Below are 14,525 nucleotides of genomic sequence, written 5' to 3' on the forward strand. Positions count from 1 at the left end.
AAACTTGGCCAGATCCTCCCCGAGCTTGCTCGGGTAGGTGGCAGCGCGAAGCGCTGACGGAGGGGTAGATTGCGCGATTTCGCCATTTCCGACGATCCGGCGGTCCAGGACCAACTGGACCGCCTCGGCGCGCTCTCGCTGCCGACCGGGCGCCTGGGGCTCGACACCGTGCGCGCCCTGCTTGCCCGCGTCGGCAACCCGCAGGATGCGCTGCCGCCGGTGTTCCACGTCGCCGGCACCAACGGCAAGGGCTCGACTTGCGCCTACTTGCGCGCGATCCTCGAAGCGCAGGGCCTGAAGGTCCACGCCGCAACCAAGCCGCACCTGGTCCGCTACAACGAACGCATCCGCATCGCCGGGCGCCTCGTTTCGGACGAACTGCTCGCCGAACTGCTCAGGCACGTGCTCGACGCGGGCGAGGACCTAGCGCCCTCGTTCTTCGAGGTCACCACCGTCGCCACCTTCCTCGCCTTCCATCGCGAACCCGCCGACGTCTGCGTGATCGAGACCGGGCTCGGCGGGCGGCTCGATGCCACCAATGTGCTCAAGACCGCCGCCGCCTGCGGCATCGCGACGCTGGGCATGGACCACGAAGCCTTCCTCCTCGCGCCAGAGGACGGCGTCCCCACCGATCCGCTCGCCCGCATCGCGTTCGAAAAGGCGAGCATCGCCAAGGCGGGCGTGCCGCTGGTGACGCAAGCCTATCCCGCCAACGCCGCCGCCTCGGTGCTGGAAACCGCCGCCAAGCTTGGCGCGAGCGTGGTCATGCGCGGCCGCGACTGGGACGCGCGCGCCGACAGCGCGATCCACTACCGCGACGCGAACGGCGAACTGCTGCTCCCCCTCCCCGCCCTCGCCGGCGCGCACCAGGCCGACAACGCCGCGCTCGCCGTCGCCATGCTGCGTCACCAGAGTGTGATCGAGGTCGGCCATGCCGCGATGGCCAAGGGCATCGTCGACGCGCGCTGGCCCGCCCGCCTGCAGCGCCTGGGCCACGGCCCGCTCACCGACATCGTCGCCGGCCGCACCGTCTGGCTCGACGGCGGCCACAACCCGGACGCGGGCGAAGCCATCGCCCGCCACCTCGCCGCGCAACCGCCGGTGCACATCGTCATGGGCATGCTGAAGGCCAAGGACCCCGGCGCGTTGCTGCGCCCCCTGGGCAGCCACGCCCTGTCGCTGTCGATCGTCCCCGCCCCAGGCCACGACGCGCACAGCCCCGAAGACTTCGCCCCGTTCAGCGCGCTGCCGGTGCAGAGCTTCCCCGACGTCGCCTCCGCCCTGCGCGCCCTGCCGCCCGAAGGCGACGTCCTCATCGCCGGCTCGCTCTACCTAGCGGGCGAAGTGCTGCGCCAGAACGAGGAAGTGCCGGACTGACGCGGGGTTGCGCGGGCAACTGCTGCAGTGCGCAACATAGCCTCTCCGTCGCCCCGTGCTCGACACGGGGCTGGGCTTTTCGCCCGGCGTGCCATTTGGCATCGGACTCAGTTCGAGAAAGCAGAGCCCGCACAGAAAATAGCCAAGCCCCGTGTCAAGCACGGGGCGACGGGAGCTTTTGATGATGGAGCGGTGTGCGAAAAAGGCGGCAAAGCTGGAGGTAGCGGACATATCTTGCGAGGGTCCATCGTGCCTGCCAGACTAAGCTGGTGGAAAAGATACCGTGCAACGAATGTGGGGCTTTGATCCGGCCCGCTACCGCGGAGAGCACAGGCGGCATCTGCATGGCCTGCAAGCAAGGCATAAGAAAAAACATAGATGATTCTCGGGCTTACTACCAGAGAATCAAACAGTATGACCCCTATCGCGAACTATGGAAATCATTAGTCGAGAGGAGTTCCAAAGATCCAAGCCTGCTCGATTTCACGCGCGCTGAGAAGACATACTTCACGGTTGGGTTGCTCGAAGGTGAAGTCTATAATGGCGGGTTCGATCAACTATTTTGGAACAGCGCAGGCAACTATTACAAAATCGCTTTAGATGGGCTGGAAGAGATAGGCGCAACCGCGTCCCTCCGTATTGCCAGAGAGGCAGCTCGGGTTATTTTTGGTCGGTCAGAGCCATCTCCGGATCAACGAAAACGCTGGCGAATTTTAAAATCGAAAACTTATCGCCTACAGGAATTTTTCATTGGCCACCGCAAGAGGTTATGCCTTGAGGCCTTGGACAAACAATTCTGTGCTGATCCTGATACTCTAAATGATCGTCTAACCAGTTATGCAAATCCGCAAGAACTAATCACGCCATTTTTGAAAGATGATGGTGGCCTCCGTTTTTAGCGCCAGCAACATCGTCCTGTCCAAAACCTGTCCTTCCACGCGCACCTATTTCCTCTCCGCTCGCGCCACCCGCACCCACTCCAGCAGCACCATCACCACCGCCACCAGCCCCGCCGCCGCGGTCCAGCGGAACACCGTCGCGTAGCCATAGGTGTCGAACGCCTCCCCCGCGATGCCACGCCCCAGCGAGCCGATCAGGAAGGTGAGCGAGGACAGCAGCGCGTATTGCACCGCCGTATAGCTCTTGCTGACGATCCCCGACATGTAGGCGACGAAAGCCGCGCCGGCGATCCCGGTCGAAACGTTCTCGAAGCTGATCGCCAGCAGCAGCCGCACCATCCGCGCGTCGAAGCCGAACAGGGCGAACAGCGCGTTGAGGCCGGTGGCGTTGCCCACCGCGTCGATGTGCCGCGCGCCTTCGGCAAGGTCGGCATAGACGAAGTTGCCCAGGATCGGCAGGATCGCGCCGATCAGGATCGTCGGCATCCGCCCCAGCGCGGTGAAAAGGTAGCCGCCCAGGCTGATGCCGAGGATCGTCATGAAGATGCCGAACAGCTTCGAGGCGAAGGCGACCTCGTCCTTGGTGTACTTCAGGTGCTCGAGGTAGAACGGGAAGGCGAAGCTCGACCAGATGTTGTAGCACAGCGTGTAGGTCAGGATCATGCCGATCACGATCAGCACGCCCCAGCGCAGCCGCCCCGAAAGCTCGGCCAACGGCGATACCAGCGCGACATATAGGTGGTTCGCCGCCGTGCGCAGCGGCGAAACGCGCGCATCGGGCGCGGTCAGCACGGCGCGGCCATGCGCCTTGAGCCAGTTGGTCAGCGCCGCGACCACCAGCGGCACCACCACCGTCGCGACCACGATCCACGGACCATAGCTGCGGGTAAAATCGCTCACCGAAGGGTGCGGGCTTGCGGGATCGGCAGGCGCCAGCATGCCGACCATGAAGTGCCCGATCGTCCCGATCGCCCAGGCCCAGCTGACGCCGACCACCGCCAGCGCCGCCCAGCGCGCGGAGGGCGCCAGTTCGCCCGGCTGCGCCAGCGCCGCATGAAGCGCGCCCTGTTCGGCGCGCGGCGTATCGGGCGCACGCAGCGTCACCACCAGCATGATCGCCACGATCAGCCCCGCCATCGACAGGTAGACCAGCGGCCAACTCATCCGACCCGCCATCACCAGCGCCAGCGCGCCACCGACGATGGAGGCGATGCGATAGCCGAACTGGTAGATCGACGAGAGCAGCTCGACCGGCGTCGCCTCGTCCGCAACTTCGATCCGCCAGGCATCCACCGCCACGTCCTGCGTCGCCGAAGCGAAGGCGGCGAAGAACGCGAACAGCGCGAAGGTGCCGATGGCGGTCGCGGGATTGGTCGCGGCAAGCCCGCCGAAGCCCAGCACCAGCACCATCTGGCACAAGAGGATCCAGCTCTTGCGCCGCCCCAGCCGGTCGAGCCCCGGCAGCGGCATCCGGTCCACCAGCGGCGACCACAGGAACTTGAACGAATAGGACAGGCCGATCCAGCTGAGCACGCCGATCGTCGCCAGGTCGATCTTTTCCTCGCCCAGCCAGGCGTTGAGCGTGCCGATCAGCAGCGCATAGGGCAGGCCCGATGAGAACCCGAAGCCCAGCATCGTGGCCGACTTGCGCTGGCGCAGCGCGATCCTGAGCAGCTTCAACCCCTTGGGGCGAGCCGGCTTTGCGCCGTCGTTGGCGGCACTCGATGCCATGCGATCCGGTGTCCCTTGTCCAATTGTCGTAGGAGATTAGCGGCGTTTCGGGGTAAGGCTAGGCCGATAACGGCGAAAAGCCGGGCAGAAGGAGAGGACGATGAGCGAAACGCTCGACCTGCGGCCCACCGAGGGCCAGATCGCGCTGGCCCGGCGCATCGCCGCCGGCGTCGGCGAATCTGCGGGCGTCGTCACCCACGTGCCCGCCGCCGCCTATGTCGATCCGCAGCACTTCGCGCGGGAGAAGGCCGGCCTGTTCGACCGCCTGCCGCAAGTGCTGATCCCCTCGGCCCTGCTGCCCGATCGCCACATGGCTCTGCCGCATGATGCCACCGGCCGTCCGCTGCTGGTCACGCGCGATGGTGAAGGCCGCGCACACGTGTTCCTTAACGTCTGTCGCCATCGCGGCACGCGCCTGGTCGAAGGCAGCGATATCCAGTGCAGCGCGCGCATGGTCTGCCCCTACCACGCCTGGACCTACGCCACCGACGGCCGCCTGCTCGCCCTGCCCCGCCCCGAAACCTTCCCCGGTTTCGACAAGGCCGCGCACGGGCTGGTCGAACTGCCCAGCCTCGAAGCAGGCGGCCTCATCTGGTTTGCGCCGGTCGAGGCCGACTTCGCCGACGCCGCCGCGATCAGCGCGGACTTCGGCGCGGTCGACCTTGGCGGCCACCACCTCTTCGCGCGCCGCACGCACGATGTGGCGGCGAACTGGAAGCTCATCATGGATGCCTTCCTCGAAAGCTACCATGTCCTGAGGCTCCATTCCGGATCGATTGCGCCCTTCTTCAAGGATGGCGTCACCGCCGGGGACCGCATCGGTCCGCACCAGCGCTCGCTCGTCGGCCGCGCGGCGGAGATGGAGGGGCTCGACCTCGCCGACTGGTCCACGCTGCGCCGCCTGGGCACGTTCGCTTACCAGCTGTTTCCGGCGACGGTCGTCGTCGTGAGCCCGGACTACGTGAACCTGATGACGATCATGCCGCGCGGCGTCGACCGCACGCTGGTCGAAGACTTCATGCTGATCCCCGAAGCGCCCGCAACCGACAAAGCGCGCGACCACTGGCAGCGCAGCTGGGAGCTACTGGACGGCCGCGTGTTCGGCGCAGAGGACTTCCGCGCCGCCGAACTCGGCCAGCAGGGCCTGTCCTCGGGCGCGATCACGGAGCTGACACTGGGCACGCTCGAAACCGGAATCCGCCGCTTTCACGAGATCTGCGCCGAGATGATGGGCGACGGCTGACCCGCCGCCCGATAAGGATCAGACCAGACGCGCCTGCTTCACCGCTGCTTCGATGAAGCCACGGAACAGCGGGTGGACGTCGAACGGGCGGCTCTTCAGCTCCGGGTGGAACTGCACGCCGATGAACCACGGATGGTCGGGCCGCTCGACGATTTCGGGCAGCAGGCCATCGGGCGACATGCCGGAAAAGACGAGTCCGCCCTTTTCCAGCGCCTCGCGATAGGCGACGTTGACTTCGTAGCGGTGGCGGTGGCGCTCGCTGATCTCGCTCGCGCCATAGACCTGCGCCACATGGCTGTTGCCCGCCAGCGCCGCGGGATAGGCGCCGAGCCGCATCGTGCCGCCAAGATCGCCGCCGGCCTGGCGCGTCTCGAGGCCTTCGGCCGTCATCCACTCGGTGATGATGCCCACCACCGGCTCCTCGGTCGGGCCGAACTCGGTCGAGCTTGCCGCCTTGATCCCGGCGGTGTTCCGCGCGCCTTCGATGCAGGCCATCTGCATGCCGAGGCAGATGCCGAAGAACGGCACCCCGCGTTCGCGGGCAAAGCGCACGCTGGCGATCTTGCCTTCCGATCCGCGCTCGCCGAAGCCTCCGGGCACCAGGATGCCGTGCATCGGTTCGAGGTGGGCGGCGATCTCGGCGTCGTCCTTCTCGAACAGTTCGGCGTCGATCCAGCGCACGTTGACCTTCACGCGGTTGGCCATGCCGCCGTGGACCAGCGCTTCGTTCAGCGACTTGTACGCATCCTGCAGGCCGACATACTTGCCGACCACGCCGATGGTCACTTCGCCTTCGGGATTCTGGTGGCGGTCGACGATGTCGTGCCAGCGGGCAAGATCGGGGTTCGGCGCGGTAAGGCCGAAGTGGCGCAGCACTTCGTTGTCGAGCCCTTCGGCGTGGTACTGCAGCGGCACGGCATAGATGCTCTTGGCATCGAGCGCCGGGATGACGGCGGACTTCCGCACGTTGCAGAACTGCGCGATCTTGGCGCGCTCGCTTTCGGGCAGCGGCTTCTCGCAGCGGCACAACAGGATATCGGGCTGGATGCCAAGGCCGGTCAGTTCGCGCACGCTGTGCTGCGTCGGCTTGGTCTTCAGCTCGCCGGCCGCCGCGATGTAGGGCACCAGCGTCACGTGGACGAAGCAGGTCTGGTCGCGATCAAGCTCGTTGTGGAGCTGGCGCAGCGCCTCGATGAACGGCAGGCCCTCGATATCGCCCACGGTGCCGCCGATCTCGCACAGCACGAAGTCGAGGTCGTCGGTCTCGTCCTGCGCGAAGTCCTTGATCGCGTCGGTCACGTGCGGGATCACCTGCACCGTCGCGCCCAGGTAATCGCCCCGGCGCTCCTTGGCGATGATGTCGCGATAGATGCGGCCGCTCGTGATGTTGTCCGCCTGCCGCGCCGAAACGCCAGTGAAGCGTTCGTAGTGGCCAAGATCGAGGTCGGTTTCCGCGCCGTCGTCGGTCACGAACACCTCGCCGTGCTGATACGGGCTCATCGTGCCCGGATCGACGTTGAGATAGGGGTCGAACTTGCGGATGCGCACGCGATAGCCGCGCGCCTGCAGCAGCGCCGCGAGGCTCGCTGCCATGAGTCCCTTGCCGAGCGAGGAAACCACGCCGCCGGTGATAAATATGTACCGCGCCATGGGAGTTGGGCCTTAGCGTCAGAAGTTGCACACGCGCAAGCGGTTGCCGCTGAAATGATCGCGGCAATCCACAAGCGTAAGATCGAAAACGGCACAAGCCCGGCCACCCGCCCCATCGGGCGAGCAGTCGGACGTGGCTGCTTGAGTTGAACCCCGGCTAGTGCCGGAGCATTACGGCTTCGCGGCGGGCGCGAGCGGATCGGTAACCGGAGCCTGGCCCGGAGCCTGGCTGGCGCCGGCGGCGGGCGCCTGCGACTGGGCCGGCGCCGGCGAAGCGGCCAGCGGATCGGCCGGCGCTGCGGGAACGGTGCGATCGAGCGAGGTGTCGATCTTGCGGCCACCGCTCTGGCTCACCGCCAGCGCGGCGAGGACGATCGACAGGACGACGAACAGCGTCGCCAGGATCGAGGTCAGGCGGGTGATGAAGTCCGCCGCGCCGCGCGCCGACATGAAGCCCGAAGGGCTGCCGCCAACGCCGAGGCCACCGCCTTCGGACTTCTGGATCAGGATCACGCCGACAAGCGAAGCTGCGACCAGCGCCTGCACGACGGTAAGGAAAATGAAGAGCGACATTCAAGTCTCGCTGAAAGCTGTTGCGGCGCATCTAGGCGCAAGGGGCCACGAGCGCAACCCGCGCCGCGCCCCTTCTGGTGGCCTTGGGCTTATCCTTCGCCCGCGCCGGCCGCCGCCACGATCGGCAGGAAGGCATCGGCCGTCAGGCTCGCCCCGCCGACCAGCGCCCCGCCGACGCCCTCGGCCGCCAGCAGGTCGGCCGCGTTGCCGGCGTTGACCGAACCGCCATAGAGGATGCGCACCTTCTCGCCCGCCTCGCCATAAGCGGCGACGAGCCGCGCGCGCACGGCCGCATGCATCGCCACGACGTCCTCGACCGCCGCGACGCGGCCGGTGCCGATCGCCCAGACGGGCTCGTAAGCCACGGCAACCTTGCCCGTCGCCACGGCTTCGGCGGCGGCATCGCCCAGCGGGATCGAGCCATCGACCTGGCCCGAGACGACCGCCTCGGCCTTGCCCCCGTCGCGCTCTTCCAGCGTCTCGCCCACGCAGACGATCACGCCCAGCCCGGCGGCCAGCGCCGCTTCGGCCTTGGCACGGATCAGCGCGTCGCCTTCGCCATGGTCCTTGCGGCGCTCGCTGTGGCCCAGGATGACGAAGTCGGCGCCGATATCGGCCAGCATCGCGGCCGAAACGTCGCCCGTGTGCGCGCCCTTGACTGCGACGTGGCAATCCTGCCCGCCCACGCCGATCTCGCTGACTTCGGCGCGCAGGGCGCCGATCAGCGTGAACGGCGGTGCAAGCGCGATGTCGACGTCGGGATAGCGGGCAGCGCCGCGCGCAATGGCGCGTGCTTCGGCGAGCATGGCGCGCGTCCCGTTCATCTTCCAGTTGCCTACAATATAGGGTCGGTGCGGCATTGGCTTCGACTGCCCCCTCGAAATGGTGATTCCCGTGAACCTGCGGCGCGGCTAACAAAATGAAGATACGAATGCAAAACGCTTGGCCGCTTTTTGCACGCCCTTTGCCCGGCCGATGCCGTGGCACACCTGCGGGAAAGCGGCCTGCCGTGCGCCATCGGGACGCCAGATGTGGCGTTGCGGAATTTATCCACGCCGCCTAAGGCAGCGCCCTTGGTATCCATTCCCCGTCTGGACGATCGCCTGCGATGCTCGGTTTCCTGCGTTCCCTTATTCACTCCCGCATCGGCGCGCTGGTTGCGCTGGTCTTTCTCGGCCTGATCGCGCTGGCCTTTGCGGGGGCCGACGTCACCGGCTCGCGCTTTGGCGGCATTGCCGGGGGTGACCGCGTCGCCTCGGTTGGCGGCAGCCGCATCGGCACGGCCGAGCTTGGCAAGGCGGTAACCAACGCGCTCGAAGGCGAACGGCAAAAGACCCCGACGCTGATGATGAAGGACTTCGTCGCCAGCGGCGCCATCGACCAGGTGCTCAACGGCCTGATCGATCGCGCGGCCATGATGGAATGGGGCGCCAAGCATGGCTTTGCCGTGTCGGATCGCCTGGTCGACAGCGAAATCGTCAAGATTCCCGCCTTCCAGGGCCCGGACGGCAAGTTCAGCGAAAGCGCCTACCGCCAGCTGCTAGCCCAGCGCAACCTGACCGACGCGCTCGTGCGCAGCGACATCGGCCAGGGCCTGATGGCGCGCCAGCTGCTCGTTCCCGGCAGCTTCGGCGCGCAGTTCCCCAAGGGCGTCGCGCTGCGCTATGCCGCGCTGCTCAAGGAAAAGCGCGAAGGCGTGCTCGCCTTCGTCCCCGCCACCGCCTTCGCCCCCAAGCAGGGGCCGGATGATGCCGCGCTCGCCGCCTTCTACAAGGCGCATTCGCAGCGCTACATGCTGCCCGAACGCCGCACGATCCGCTATGCCGTGCTCGATGAAAAGGCGGTCCAGAACGCGCCTGCGCCGACCGACGCCGAAATCGCCCAGCGCTACAAGCTGAACGCCGCGACCTATGCCCCCAGCCAGACGCGCGATTTCAGCCAGGTGATCGTCGCCGACGAAGCCACCGCCAAGGCGCTCGCCGCCGAGGTTGCCGCGGGCAAGCCGATCGACGCCGCCGCCAGGGCCAAGGGCCTGTCCGCCGCCAAGCTGCCCGGCCTCACCCGTGATGCCCTGACCTCGCAGGCATCCAAGGCCGTCGCCGACGCCGCCTTCGCCACGGCGCAGGGCAAGGTCGCTGCTCCGGCGAAGAGCCCGATCGGATGGCACGTCGTCCGCGTCGATGCCGTCCACGACAATCCCGGCAAGACGCTCGAACAGGCCCGCGGCGAAATCGTCGCCGCGCTCGCCGTCGAAAAGCGCCGCGCCGCGCTGACCGACCTTGCCGCCAAGATCGAGGAGCAGTTCGAGAACGGCACCGGCCTTGCCGACGCCTCCAAGTCGCTCGGCCTTGCGCCCGTCGCTTCCGATCCGCTCCAGGCCGATGGCACCGTGTTCGGCAAGCCCGGCGTGAAGCCTGCGCCCGAAGTCGCCGCGCTGGTCCAGGCCGCGTTCGCGATGGAACGCGAAGGCCAGCCGCAGATCAGCCAGGGCGCCGATGGCAAGCTGGTCATGTTCGATGTGGCCCGCATCGATGCCGCCGCCCCCGCCCCGCTCGCGCAAATCCGCGATCGCGTCGCGCGCGATTGGCAGGTCGATGCCGGCAGCGCCAAGGCCCAGGCCGCGCGCGACACCATCCTTGCCGCGCTGCGCAAGGGCACGCCGCTCGCCGATGCGATGAAGGCAACCGGTGCCACCCTGCCCGCGCCCAGCCCCGTGACGATGAGCCGCGAACAGCTCAACGCGATGCAGCCGCGCATTCCCGAAGCGCTCGCGCTGATGTTCTCGATGGCGCAGGGCACGGCCAAGTCGATCGCCGCGCCCGATGGCTCGGGCTGGATCGTCGTCTCGCTGGGCAAGGTCATTCCCGGCGTGGTCGCCGCGAACGATCCGATCGTTCCTGCCGCCGCGCAGGAACTGTCGCAGGCGCTCGGCCCCGAATACGGCGCTTCGCTGCGCCGCGCGATCAGCAACGATGTCGGCGTGAAGCGCAACGAAGCCGGCATCCGCGCCGTGCGCACGCAGCTCCTCGGCGGGCAGTAAGTCCGTGACGGCCGCCAACGCCACGCTCGACCGGACGCCCGCCCAAACCGGGCGTCCGGAGAACTGGGACGCTGCTGCCGCCGCGCTGCAGACTGGCAAGCCGGCGCTGATCTGGCGCCGCCTGATCGCCGATACCGAAACCCCGGTCGGTGCCGCGCTCAAGCTGATGCAGTCGGGTCGTGGCGATTTCCTGCTCGAATCCGTGCAGGGCGGCGAAGTGCGCGGGCGCTACAGCCTGCTCGGGCTCGATCCCGACCTCGTCTTCCGCGCCACCGGCCACGCCTGCGAAGTGAACCGCATCTGGCGGCACGATCGCGCCGCCTTCGCCCCGCTTGCCGGCGATGCCCTGGTCGAACTACGCGCGCTGGTCGATTCCTGCCGCATCGACGTGCCGCAGGGCCTGCCCCCGGTGCTGGCGCTGTTCGTCGGCTACTTCGGCTACGAAACCATCGGCCTTGTCGAAAAGCTGCCCCGCGCGCCCGACAGCGATCTGGTGCTGCCCGACATGCTGTTCGTGCGGCCCACCGTGGTGCTGGTGTTCGACCGCCTGACCGACGAACTCCACGCCGTCGCGCCGGTCTGGGCTGGCGCGGGCGATCCGTCGCATCTGCTCGAAGCCGCCGCCGACCGCATCGACGAAGCGCTGCGCCGCCTGTCCGAAGCAGCGCCAGCCGAACCGCGCCTCGACCAGCCGCTTGACATCGAGCGCACCCCGGTCATGGCGCCCGAACAGTATGCGGGCATGGTCGGCCGGGCCAAGGACTACATCGAAGCGGGCGACATCTTCCAGGTCGTGCTGGCACAGCGCTTCACCGCGCCCTTCCCGCTCCCGGCCTCGGCGCTCTACCGCTCGCTCCGCCGCGTGAACCCGTCGCCGTTCCTCTACTTCCTCGATCTGCCCGGCTTCGCGCTGATCGGCTCGAGCCCGGAAATCCTCGTCCGCATCCGCAACGGCGAAGTCACCATCCGCCCGATCGCCGGGACGCGACCGCGCGGCGGCACGCCGGAGGAAGACCAGGCCAACGAAGTCAGCCTGCTGGCCGATCCCAAGGAACGCGCAGAGCACCTGATGCTGCTCGATCTCGGCCGCAACGACGTCGGCCGCGTCGCGCAGGCGGGCACGGTCAAGGTCACCGAAAGCTACACCATCGAACGCTACAGCCACGTGATGCACATCGTGTCGAACGTGGTGGGCAAGCTCGACACCACCCGCGCCGACAGCGTCGATGCGCTGTTCGCAGGTTTTCCCGCAGGCACCGTCAGCGGCGCGCCCAAGGTGCGCGCCTGCGAAGTGATCGCCGAGCTGGAGCCCGAAACACGCGGCGCCTATGCCGGCGGCGTCGGCTACTTCGCCCCCGATGGCTCGGTCGACAGCTGCATCATCCTGCGCACCGGCGTGCTCAAGGATGGCGTGCTCCACGTCCAGGCCGGCGCCGGCATCGTCGCCGACAGCAACCCCGAATACGAACAGCGCGAATGCGAAGCCAAGTCCGGCGCGCTCTTCGCCGCCGCCCGCGAAGCCATCCGCGTCGCCAGCGAACCCCGGTTCGGACAGTAAGGCCGAAGCTCCATGATCCTCGTCATCGACAACTACGACAGCTTCACCTGGAACCTGGTCCATTACCTGATGGAGCTGGGCGCCAAGGTCGAAGTCGTGCGCAACGACGCGATGAGCGCGGCTGAAGCCATTGCCACCGGCGCCGATGGCTTCCTGCTCTCGCCCGGCCCCTGCACGCCCAACGAAGCGGGCATCAGCCTCGATCTCGTCGCCGCCTGTGCGCAGGCCGAAAAGCCGCTGCTCGGCGTGTGCCTTGGCCACCAGTCGATCGGCCAGCACTTCGGCGGCAAGGTCGTGCGCGGCGGGCTGATGCACGGCAAGACCAGCCAGGTGACGCACGACGGTACCGGCCTGTTCGAAGGCCTGCCCTCGCCGTTCACCGCCACGCGCTATCACTCGCTGATCGTCGAGGACGTGCCCGACGCGCTGATCGTCAATGCGCGGTCGGACGATGGCCACGTGATGGGCTTCCGCCACGTGTCGCTGCCGATCCATTCGGTGCAGTTCCACCCCGAAAGCATCGCCACCGAGCACGGCCATGCGATGATCGCCAACTTCCTGCGCGTCTGCGGACTGGTCCCGCTCGCCCGCGCCGCCTGATCGGCCCGATGACGCTGCACCTCCCCGACGTTACCGCCACGCCGTTCGCGGCGGACGAGGCGGAGCACCTGTTCGGCCAGATCCTCGACGGCACGCCCGAGGCTGCCGATATCGCCCGCTTCCTCGTCGCGCTGTCCGATCGCGGCGAAGTGGCGAGCGAGATTGCGGGCGCTGCACAGGCGATGCGCGCGCGGATGATCCCGGTATCTGGCCCCGCCAATGCGATCGACGTCTGCGGCACCGGTGGCGATGGCCTGCACACGCTCAACGTCTCGACCGCCGTCGCGCTCGTCGTCGCGGCCTGCGACGTACCCGTCGCCAAGCACGGCAACCGCGCCGCCAGTTCCAAGGCGGGCGCCGCCGATACGCTCGAAGCCCTTGGGCTGGATCTCAATCGTGCGGGCGAAACGGCCGAGGAAACGCTCAACGATCTGGGGATCGGCTTCCTCTTCGCCGCGCGCCACCACCCGGCGATGGGGCGGATCATGCCGATCCGCAAGGCAATCGGCCGTCGCACGATCTTCAACCTGATGGGCCCGCTCGCCAACCCGGCGGGCGTGTCGCGCCAGCTCGTCGGCATTGCCCGGCCTGCCTACGTGCCGATCTATGCCGAAGCGCTGCGTGCGCTGGGCAGCGCGCACAGCCTCGTCGTCTCGGGCGATGAAGGCATGGACGAGCTGAGCCTTGCCGGCGGCAACGAAGTGGCCGAACTGAAGGACGGCGTGGTGCTGATGCGCCGCGTCCACCCCGCCGATGCCGATCTTCCGGTTCACCCGATCGAAGCGATCCAGGGCGGCGATGCAGCCTACAACGCCGCCGCGCTGCGCCGCCTGCTCCACGGCGAGCCCGGCCCCTATCGCGATGCCGTATTGTTCAACGCCGCCGCCGCGCTGATCGTCGCGGGCGAAGTGCATTCGTTCCACGAAGGGGTCGAGGAAGCGGCCGAAGCCATCGACAAGGGCCTCGCCAACGCCCTGCTCAACTGCTGGATCGCCGCGCTGCGCTGACCTTCCCCCACGCCCCCTCGACAAACCGCCCCGCCCGCGGCAAGGCGCTTCGCACGATGACCGACAAGCTCGCCGAAATCTGCGCCACCAAGCGCGACGAAGTGCTCGCCCGCAAGGGGTTCGCCACGCTCGCCGACCTCGCCGCGCGCGCCAGCGAACAGACCCCGCCGCGCGGGTTCGAGGCCGCCCTGCGCCAGCGCGCCGCGACCGGCTTCGCGCTCATTGCCGAGATCAAGAAGGCGAGCCCGTCCAAGGGCCTGATCCGCCCCGATTTCCGCCCCGCCGAACATGCGCTCGCCTACCAGGCGGGCGGCGCTGCGTGCCTTTCGGTGCTGACCGATGCGCCCTATTTCCAGGGCCACGAAGACTATCTGATGGACGCCCGCGCCGCCTGCGCCCTGCCGGTGATCCGCAAGGACTTCATGGTCGATCCCTGGCAGTGCGCCGAAGCGCGCGCGATCGGCGCCGACGCCATCCTGATCATCGTCGCCGCGCTCGAAGACGCCCAGATGGCCGAGATCGAGGCCGCCGCGCGCGAACAGGGCATGGACGTGCTGGTCGAAGTCCACAACGAAGCCGAAATGGAGCGCGCCGCCCGCCTGCAATCGCGCCTGATCGGGGTCAACAACCGCGACCTGAAGCGCTTCGTCACCGACCTCGCGAACACCGAGCGCCTTGCCCCGCTGGCTCCCCAAGGCACGCTGCTCGTGGCCGAAAGCGGCATCAACACCCACGAAGACCTGCTGCGGCTGGAAAAGTGCGGCGCGCGCACCTTCCTCGTCGGCGAAGCATTGATGCGCCAGCCCGACGTCGAAGCGGCGACCCGCACCCTGCTCGAGGGCTAAGC

At 67.8% G+C, this 14,525-nt stretch carries 12 protein-coding genes; 8 read left to right on the forward strand and 4 right to left on the reverse strand.

Going from position 1 to position 14,525, the window contains the following annotated elements:
• The first annotated feature begins 69 nt into the window (after positions 1 to 69).
• Positions 70 to 1,377: a bifunctional folylpolyglutamate synthase/dihydrofolate synthase gene (locus HHL27_RS10930; protein ID WP_169493442.1), complete on the forward strand. Its 1,308-nt coding sequence runs from the start codon at positions 70 to 72 to the stop codon at positions 1,375 to 1,377.
• Positions 1,378 to 1,721: 344 nt separating this feature from the next.
• Positions 1,722 to 2,276, forward strand: coding sequence for a DMP19 family protein (locus tag HHL27_RS10935; protein ID WP_206069542.1), 555 nt, complete (start codon positions 1,722 to 1,724; stop codon positions 2,274 to 2,276).
• 45 nt (positions 2,277 to 2,321) lie between these two features.
• Here HHL27_RS10935 and HHL27_RS10940 read toward each other — a convergent pair whose 3' ends face one another.
• On the reverse strand, positions 2,322 to 4,007 hold the full coding sequence (locus HHL27_RS10940) for an AmpG family muropeptide MFS transporter (RefSeq protein ID WP_169493443.1): 1,686 nt from the start codon (positions 4,005 to 4,007) through the stop codon (positions 2,322 to 2,324).
• Positions 4,008 to 4,107: 100 nt separating this feature from the next.
• Between HHL27_RS10940 and HHL27_RS10945 the strand changes: the two genes are divergently transcribed.
• The gene (locus tag HHL27_RS10945) at positions 4,108 to 5,250 is read left to right on the forward strand and encodes an aromatic ring-hydroxylating oxygenase subunit alpha (RefSeq protein WP_169493444.1); all 1,143 of its coding nucleotides are present in this window, start codon (positions 4,108 to 4,110) and stop codon (positions 5,248 to 5,250) included.
• Between the two features lie 18 nt (positions 5,251 to 5,268).
• On the opposite strand, the gene HHL27_RS10950 is transcribed toward HHL27_RS10945, so the two are convergent.
• From HHL27_RS10950 to tpiA, 3 genes are all read right to left on the reverse strand, one after another.
• A complete protein-coding gene (locus tag HHL27_RS10950) occupies positions 5,269 to 6,900 on the reverse strand; it encodes a CTP synthase (RefSeq protein ID WP_169493445.1) in 1,632 nt (543 codons plus the stop codon).
• A gap of 171 nt (positions 6,901 to 7,071) precedes the next feature.
• Complete coding sequence (secG, locus tag HHL27_RS10955; protein WP_169493446.1) at positions 7,072 to 7,473, reverse strand: preprotein translocase subunit SecG; 402 nt, start codon at positions 7,471 to 7,473, stop codon at positions 7,072 to 7,074.
• Positions 7,474 to 7,562: 89 nt separating this feature from the next.
• Positions 7,563 to 8,333, reverse strand: a complete 771-nt coding sequence (gene tpiA / locus HHL27_RS10960) for a triose-phosphate isomerase (protein WP_169493447.1) — start codon at positions 8,331 to 8,333, stop codon at positions 7,563 to 7,565.
• 248 nt (positions 8,334 to 8,581) lie between these two features.
• Between tpiA and HHL27_RS10965 the strand changes: the two genes are divergently transcribed.
• The 5 genes from HHL27_RS10965 to trpC all read left to right on the forward strand — a co-directional run bounded on the left by HHL27_RS10965 (position 8,582) and on the right by trpC (position 14,523).
• On the forward strand, positions 8,582 to 10,513 hold the full coding sequence (locus HHL27_RS10965) for a SurA N-terminal domain-containing protein (RefSeq protein WP_169493448.1): 1,932 nt from the start codon (positions 8,582 to 8,584) through the stop codon (positions 10,511 to 10,513).
• A 109-nt stretch (positions 10,514 to 10,622) separates the two neighbouring features.
• Positions 10,623 to 12,071, forward strand: coding sequence for an anthranilate synthase component I family protein (locus tag HHL27_RS10970; RefSeq protein ID WP_420874056.1), 1,449 nt, complete (start codon positions 10,623 to 10,625; stop codon positions 12,069 to 12,071).
• Positions 12,072 to 12,083: 12 nt separating this feature from the next.
• On the forward strand, positions 12,084 to 12,671 hold the full coding sequence (locus HHL27_RS10975; protein WP_169493449.1) for an anthranilate synthase component II: 588 nt from the start codon (positions 12,084 to 12,086) through the stop codon (positions 12,669 to 12,671).
• A gap of 8 nt (positions 12,672 to 12,679) precedes the next feature.
• Positions 12,680 to 13,678: an anthranilate phosphoribosyltransferase gene (trpD, locus tag HHL27_RS10980; RefSeq protein ID WP_169493450.1), complete on the forward strand. Its 999-nt coding sequence runs from the start codon at positions 12,680 to 12,682 to the stop codon at positions 13,676 to 13,678.
• A 56-nt stretch (positions 13,679 to 13,734) separates the two neighbouring features.
• A complete protein-coding gene (trpC, locus tag HHL27_RS10985; protein WP_169493451.1) occupies positions 13,735 to 14,523 on the forward strand; it encodes an indole-3-glycerol phosphate synthase TrpC in 789 nt (262 codons plus the stop codon).
• Positions 14,524 to 14,525 lie beyond the last annotated feature (2 nt).

It is taken from the genome of Novosphingobium olei (genome assembly GCF_012927405.1).
In the GTDB taxonomy this organism is placed as follows: Bacteria; Pseudomonadota; Alphaproteobacteria; order Sphingomonadales; family Sphingomonadaceae; genus Novosphingobium; species Novosphingobium olei.